Genomic DNA, 7,545 nt, shown 5'->3' on the forward strand with positions numbered 1-7,545 from the left:
GTCCCGTGCCGTCGGGGGAACCGGCCCGGCGTGCCGCGGAGCTGGACCGGCTCACCACGGCGGTGTTCCGGGCGGGCGCCGATCAGGTCGAGCGGATGCTGGTGCAGTCCGCGCCGGAGCCGGGCCGGGCGCAGGCGGTGGCGCGGGCGGCAAAGGCCTGGGAGGAGGCGTACTGGGCGTCGCTGCCGGAGTGGGAGCACCAGGTCGTCACGGACGCCCGGCCCGAGCTGTACTCCTGCTTCGACGTCGCCGACCTGCTGATCAGTGATGTGTCGAGCGTGATCAGCGACTTCCTGGCGAGCGAGAAGCCGTACGCGGTGGCGAACACCAGCGGGCTGCCCGAGGAGGCGTTCCGCACGGCGTTCCCGACGGTGGCGGCGGCGACGGTGCTGACGCCGGACGCGGCCGGGGTGCCGGCGCTGCTGGAGTCGGTCCGTGATCCGCGCAAGGACGACTTCGTGGCCGCCCGCGCGGAGTTGAAGCGGCGTCTGCTGGGGCCTGCCGTGCCGACGTCCCAGCAGCGCTTCGCGGCGGCCGTCCAGGACCTGTGTGCGGCGGCGCGGGAGCACAGGGTCCGTGCGACCCGTCGCCTGGGTGCGGAGCTGCCCGGTCAGCGGCACCAGACCGCCGACGCGGCGGCACCCGTCCCCTTCGTCCCGCACCGGCCGTCCCGCCGCGCGTAGCCCCCGGCCGGAGCACAGAAGGATTCTCGCCCCCGCCGCCCCTTCCCGTCCCGAAACTGGGGCTCCGCCCCAGACCCCGCTCCTCAAACGCCGGAGGGGCCGACTTCCGGCCCCTCCGGCGTTTGAGGAGCGGGGGTTCCGGGGGCAGCGCCCCCGGGGGACGGGGACGGGAAGGGGCGGCGGGGGCGGAAGAAGGTTCAGGCTGCCGCAGGCTTACGGGACGGAGTCAGCACGCGGCGGGCCTTACGGGCGACTCGGCGCAGCAGGGAGCCCGTGCCGCCCGCGCGGTAGCCGGGGACCGCGCGGGCCTCGCGCGGGGTGGCCAGGTACACGGAGTCGGGGATGCCGGCCGCGCGGTCGCGGAAGTGCGGGTAGGCGAGGTAGACGCGGCGACCCCGGCGCTCCAGCAGGGCCTGCGGCTGCTTCTTCTCCCGGACGAACCGCAGGACGTCCATGAGGAGTTCCAGCCGCTGCCCGGCCACCAGGTGCAGCCGCAGCCGCTCCTCGGTCTTCAGCAGCCGGGCGACGCCCTCGGTCCAGTGGACGTCCATCAGCGGCCGTGCCAGCTCCAGTTTGCGCCGCCGGACGTCGTCGGCGTCCTTGAGGAACCGGGGGCCGAACTGGGGCAGCAGGGTGACGGTGAAGGGCCGCACCATGAGCAGGTCGCGGCGGGGGCCCTCGGGGACGAGGCCGGCGATCAGGTTCATCAGGGCGCGGGCGGAGTCGAACCGCAGTGTGTAGCCGCCGCTCTTGGTGACGTGCTTGCCGTCGTCGCGGCCCACCAGGTAGTAGCAGGTGTAGTCGGCGATCACGGAGACGCCGTCGGCCCGCAGATAGGCCTCCATGGTGAACAGCGCGTCCTCGCCGGTGAACAGGGACTCGTCGAACCGCATGCCGTGCCGGTCGAGTAACGCGCGGCGGAACAGCTTCTGCGCGCTGAGCGTGAACTTGATGTTGGACGAGTAGACGTCCGTGCGCTCCAGCGTCCTGCCCCACATGGACTTCGGCGCGCCCCGGTCGACGCCCTCGATCCGGCCCAGTACGACATCGGTGCCGGCCCGGTCGGCCATGCCGACCATCCGCTCCAGGGCCTCGGGGCCCAGCCGGTCGTCGGCGTCCAGGAAGAAGACGTAGCGCCCGGTGGCCTTGCCCAGGCCCACGTTGCGCGGGCCGCTGGGGCCGCCGGAGTTCTCCTGCCGGAGCACGGTGACCGGCATGGGCGCGCGGGCCGCGAACTCCTCCAGGCACTCCCCCGTGCCGTCGGTCGAGCCGTCGTCGACCGCGATGACCTCGATGCGCTCCGGGTCGATGGTCTGTGCCTCCACGGAGGCGAGGCACTCGACCAGGTACGGCATCGCTTCGTACGCCCCGATGACCACGGTGACATCAGGCTGCGCCATGGTCACGATTTCCCCCTGTTCATGAAATAGCCCCCGTATCGCCTCATTCGCTACTTGTTAGACGGGTGTTCGAGGCGAGGGGTTGCCTCGGACGCCTGTTTTAGTGGTCCACGTCACAGGGTCGCCGTCACTCCGTCGGGTACGCGAAAGGGCTCGGCCCCCGAGGATCAACTCCTCGGGGGCCGAGCCCTGTTGAGCCCGCCGGGCGGGTCAGACGGTGTCGACGCCGTCCGCCTCACCGGCCGCCGACGCCCGCGGCACGGGCACCGCGTCCGCCAGCTCCACGTCGGGGCCGCCGGTGGTGATCCGGGACTCCTGGCCGAGGTTGCGCGTCTCGGCCTTCAGCGCGAGCTGTCCGACCGCGGTGTTGAACTGGTCGATGGACTTCGGCTCGTCCGGGCCGAGCAGGTAGCGCTTGAGCTCCCCCCGGTCCTCGGCCAGCGGGTCGGCGGCCGGGTCGCGGACCGCGTCGAGCAGGCCGTCGAGCTCCTTCGCGCCGTTGGACAGGATCACCGCGGCGCGCACCGCCGTGTTCTGCCGCTTGAACTCCTCCACGCCCAGCTCGGCGGAGTCCGTGACGGCGTACGGCTTGCCGCTGGCGATGAAGTCGGAGACCACGCTGGAGATGTCGGAGACCATCGCGTCGGAGACGTTGAAGCAGTCGTACAGCCGGGGCTCGGCGCCGGTGATGACGCGGTGCTCCCAGTCGGGGAAGGAGCGCCAGTACGCGGTGTTCCACTCGGCGCGCAGCCGGGCGGTCTCCTCGTGCCGGGCCACGTCGGTCACCCCGTCGCGGGAGACCTCGGCCTCGTCGCCCTTCTCGGTGCCGCCGGTCAGCTCGGCCAGCCGGGCCTCGATGCGCGCCAGCTCGGCCCTGGCCTTGCCCTGGACGGCCGTGTCGGCGGTGAAGCGCGGATCGGCGGCGCGCTCGGCGGCGGCCTTCTCGATCAGCGCGGTGATCCGCTGGTGGGCGGCCTTCGCCTTCGCGCTGCGGGTGCCGGTGAAGGGGTGCGGCTTGTACAGGACCCGCACCGCCGGGTCGGCCTTGACCAGCTTCTTCACGATGTTCTCGCCGGCCAGCAGGATCGAGGTGTTGCCGGGGTTGTCGTCCCAGCCCTCCCAGGTGGGGGCGTACAGGACCGTCGGCATGCGGTCGCCGGGGACGCCCTGCCAGGTCTGGATCGGGGCCAGCTGCGGGCGGCCGACCTCGACGATGTCGTCGTCGCGGACACCGACGTCGGCGATGGCGTAGCGGTCGCGGCCCGCGCGGCCGGCCGTCCACACCTCGTCGTAGACCTTGCTGAACGGGTTGACGCTGGCGAGCTTGTCGCTGTCGCCGTGGCCGATGAAGACGTGCTTCATGGTGGGCACGCGCAGCATGTGGATGTTCTTGCCGACGTTCGCCGCGTACAGCGCGACCCGCACGGTGGACAGGTCCATGTTCATCAGGTGCACCCCTCCGGGCACGCAGACGACGGGGACCGTGGTGGGCGCCAGGTTCTGCAGGATGACCCGCTCGCGCAGCAGGACCAGCGGACGGGTGTCCAGCTGCTCCATGGTCTCCAGCCACATGTTGACCTGGTAGGCGGAGTCCTTCGAACCGGAGAAGTACAGCACGGTCTCCGGGCGGTACTCGCGCAGCCAGTCGTCGACCGCGTCCAGCACCTTCTCCGGGCTCGGCGGGGTCTTCCGGCCGCGCACGTAGGGCAGCAGGGCGAGGACGTACAGGGTGCCCGTGGCGACCGTGAGGCCGATGCCGGTGTAGCCGACGGCGGCCGACTCCAGGGAGGCGCCGACCAGTATGCCGACGACCGCCGCGAGGTCGAGGTGGAGCATCTTCTCCGCGGCGCGGTTCAGCAGCACCTGCGGCGGCGCGTCCGGGATGCGGATGCGGGAGGCCAGGTCGACGTTGCGGGTGGCGACCGGCATCCGGCGGCGGTTGCGGATCAGCGTGGTGAGCGCGCCGTGCGGGGCCTGAAGACCGTAGAAGGCGATGAAGCAGGCGATCGCCCCGTAGTAGATCAGGTTGTCCGCGAGGGACAGGCGGGCCAGCAGCAGGATCAGCAGGAGCTGTCGGATCAGGAAGCGGATCGACAGGCCGGCCCGCACCTTGCTGAGGCGGCTGACCAGGTAGCTGCCCTTGCGGTGCAGATAGTGGTCCGCCAGGTACGTCACTGCGGCCGCTGCCGCGAAGGCGGGGATGCTCGGGACGAGCGCGGCCAGCATGAGGCAGGGGAAGCCCAGCAACATGAGGACCGCCGCGGCCAGCTCGGCCGCGCTGCCCACCCGGGCGACGCGAATAGCGGTGGATATCACGGATAACCTGCTCTTGGAGGGGGTGCCGGTTTTGTGCCTGTGCGCAATTCGGGAGGTACGGATTCAGGCCCCCGCGAACTCCCGTCGACTGACTACGTGAACAGGAGGCCGTGGAGGCCTGAATTACGGAAGACTATTTAGCGGCAATTATTACACGCCGTCCTGACGGTCCAGCACCGCGGCCAGCGCCTGCTCGAATCCGGTGGCCCGCGCCGCGCCCGCCGTCGGGTCCTGCTGCCGTACGTCGATGACATGGCCGGTGAGCTCGGACAACAGCACGTCCAGCGAGGTCCGGGCGACCGCCTCGGAGGAGAGCAGGCTGCCCGCCGGCTCCTGTCCGAAAGCCTTGGTGCGCATCGGCGTGGCGGTGCGCTCCGGGTTGATGCAGTTCACCCGGACGCCGTCACCGGCCCACTCGTCGGACAGGGCCTGGGTGAGGTTCACCATCGCGGCCTTGGTCGAGGAGTACAGGCTGTACTCGGCGCGCCCGCGGGTGTAGCTGCTGGAGGTGTACAGCAGCAGCTGTCCCTTGGTCTCGGCGAGGTACTTGTAGGCGGAGCGGGCGATCTGCACCGGGGCCAGGTAGTTGACCTTCAGCGCCTCCTCGATGGTGGCGTTGTCGGTCTCGGCGAGCTTGCCGATGCGCAGCACGCCCGCGGTGTTGACGACGTAGTCGATGCGGCCGGTCTCGCCGTACGCCTTGGACAGCGCGTCGTCGACCTCCTCCGGGTTCTCCACGTGGGTGCCGGTGGTGGAGCGGCCCAGCGCGTAGACGGTGGCGCCGTAGGACTCGGCGAGCTCGGCGATGTCCTTGCCGATGCCGTACGAACCGCCGAAGACCACCATGGTCTTGCCGGTGAGCAGCTGCCGGTAGGCCTCCTCGGAGACCTGCTCGGGTGCGGCGGTGGAGGCGAGCTGGAAGAGCTTGTCGGCGATGAAGACGTCGACGGGCTGGGTGACCTTCATGTTGTACTCGTCGCCCGCCACGACGTGGATCGGCACGTCCGGCAGGTACTTGAGCACGACCGAGCAGTCGTCCGTGGCCTGGAAGTTGGGGTCGCCGGCGGCGACCTCGTAGGCGCGGCGGATGGTGGACAGCTTGAAGGCCTGCGGGGTCTGGCCGCGGCGCAGCCGGGAGCGGTCCGGGATCTCCGTGATGAACTCGCCGTCCTCGCCGTGCGTGCGCGTGACGATGATGGTGTCGGCGGACGGGATGGCCACGTCGACGGCCTGGAAGCGGTCCAGCGCGCTCACGCAGTCGTCGATGACGCGCTGCGACAGCAGGGGGCGCACGGCGTCGTGGAAGAGGACGTTGCGGTCCTCGCCCTCGGCCAGGCCCTCGCCGAGCGCGGCGATGGCCCGCTCCGTGGTCTCGTTCCGGGTCGAGCCGCCCTCGATGACCTTGGTGACCTTCGTGAACCCGGCCTTGGCGACGATCTTCTCGATGTCGGGCACGTATCCCGGCGCCATCAGCACGATGATGTCGTCGATGGAGTCGGCCTTCTCGAAGGTGGTCAGGGTGTGCTCGATGACTGCCTTGCCGGCGATCTTCAGCAGCTGCTTGGGGATCGAGAGACCCACCCGCTGACCGGTACCGCCGGCCAGGATCACTGCGGTGGTACGGGGCTTGGCTATGTGCTGGGACACAGGTGACCTACCTTGGGGCGACAGGGAACTTCGAAATGGTCCCACTTGGGGTTACCGCAGTGCAAGGTGAGCGACCTCTGCCGCATATGTGCGCGCCACCCGTCATTCACCTAGGACTCCTGGCGCCCGGTGGGGGTTCCAGGGACCCACGGTGAATTCTTGTGAGTAACTCCACAGGAGTTATGTCATTGCTGTGCGTGACAGGCGTGACACCACCCGGTCGGCTCAGCGCAGGCGCAGCCGTTTCAGGCAGCGGTGGCCGAGGACCTTCACGAGTTCCTTCGACGATGTCCGGTGAACAGTACGCCCTTTGTCGGTGCCGTTCGTCGCGGCGACCGTGGTGAGCATCCCGAACAGGGCCTGCGCGGCCACCTCGGGAGCGAGTCGCGGCTCGCCCGGCTGTCCCCCGGACGCCGGTACGCGGGACAGCGACTCCGGGTCGCCGAGGATCCGTACGCCCAGGGAGCCGATCCGCGCGGCCGTCTCGGCGCCGATCCCGGCGGCGGCCTCCAGGGCCCATTGCGGGGTACGGATCTTCACGTCCTGCGGGGTGGGGCTGCACGCGTTCTTCATATGTGCGATCGCGCCGTGCCGCACCAGCCTCGAATACAGCTCTTCCGGAAGCGCATTGCCGCGGAATTCCTTATTGAGGTTACGCAGCATTTCGGTCTCGGCGAGGGTGAGGGAACGGTTCGCGGTCTCCGGGACCGGCCGCAGCAGCCCCCCGGGCAGCCCGAGGAGCGCCTCGAAGGTGCGCATCAGCGCGTCCCGGTCGCGGTCGTCGACCACGACGACGGTCACCCGGTCGGGACCGGTCGCCCCGACCCACCGCTCGACCAGCCGGTCGTGCCGGTGCCGGCGCCAGAAGCTGGGGGTGGGCCTGTCGTACGGGGCCCGGCGGAGCATGTGCTCCAGCCACGGCTCGTAGCCCAGCCGCAGCCCGTTCTGCACGTACTGCTGCCACTGCGAGGGCATGATCCGCGCCAGGGGCCGCAGGGTGACCAGGACGTGCACCCGGTCACCGCCGAGCTGCTCGACGATCCGGGCGATCGTCGCCCCGTCCTCGGCGTCGGCGAAGAACTCGCTGCTGATCACGGAGGTGCGCCGCCCGGTGGCCGCCACCTGGTCCAGCAGCCGCTGCCAGTGCTTCTCGGTGGGGACGGTGTCCCCCATCATCGCGGGCCGGGCGCAGGCGGCGAGGACGGCCTCGATCGGGTGCCGGCTGTGCGCCGGGAAGTCGACGCCGTGCCGCGCCATCTCCTCCTTCGCGGCGAACAGCGCGCCCTGGACGGCGGTGGTGCCGGTCTTGTGCGGACCGATGTGCAGCAGCCGGGTACCGGCGGGAAGGGCGGGGGTGCGGAGTTCTTCTCTCGTACAGTCGGTGTCCATGCCGAGGCACGGTAGGACGGCTCACTGAGGAACCGGTGAGAACAACCTGGGACCCACCTGAGTGCCCGCCCCCCGCCCTCCGCGGGCAGTCGCACCACCGCCCCCCGCCC

Annotated in this window: 4 protein-coding genes and 1 pseudogene; 1 reads left to right on the forward strand and 4 read right to left on the reverse strand. The window is 70.6% G+C overall.

The annotated features are described in order from the left end of the window. Positions 1-683, forward strand: a pseudogene (locus B7767_RS45345) (hypothetical protein); the annotation flags it as partial. Positions 684-880: 197 nt separating this feature from the next. On the opposite strand, the gene B7767_RS38680 reads toward B7767_RS45345, so the two are convergent. The 4 genes from B7767_RS38680 to B7767_RS38695 all read right to left on the reverse strand — a co-directional run bounded on the left by B7767_RS38680 (position 881) and on the right by B7767_RS38695 (position 7,435). Then, a complete protein-coding gene (locus tag B7767_RS38680) occupies positions 881-2,089 on the reverse strand; it encodes a glycosyltransferase family 2 protein (RefSeq protein ID WP_085576044.1) in 1,209 nt (402 codons plus the stop codon). 204 nt (positions 2,090-2,293) lie between these two features. Further along, on the reverse strand, positions 2,294-4,369 hold the full coding sequence (locus B7767_RS38685) for a hypothetical protein (protein WP_085576045.1): 2,076 nt from the start codon (positions 4,367-4,369) through the stop codon (positions 2,294-2,296). 180 nt (positions 4,370-4,549) lie between these two features. Further along, positions 4,550-6,046 carry a bifunctional cytidylyltransferase/SDR family oxidoreductase gene (locus B7767_RS38690; protein WP_085576046.1) on the reverse strand — a complete coding sequence of 499 codons (1,497 nt, stop codon included), beginning with the start codon at positions 6,044-6,046 and terminating at the stop codon, positions 4,550-4,552. 225 nt (positions 6,047-6,271) lie between these two features. After that, positions 6,272-7,435, reverse strand: coding sequence for a hypothetical protein (locus B7767_RS38695; RefSeq protein WP_085576047.1), 1,164 nt, complete (start codon positions 7,433-7,435; stop codon positions 6,272-6,274). Positions 7,436-7,545: the final 110 nt, after the last annotated feature.

Origin of the sequence: Streptomyces sp. 13-12-16 (genome assembly GCF_002114215.1) — a bacterium.
Classification (GTDB): Bacteria; Actinomycetota; Actinomycetes; order Streptomycetales; family Streptomycetaceae; genus Streptomyces.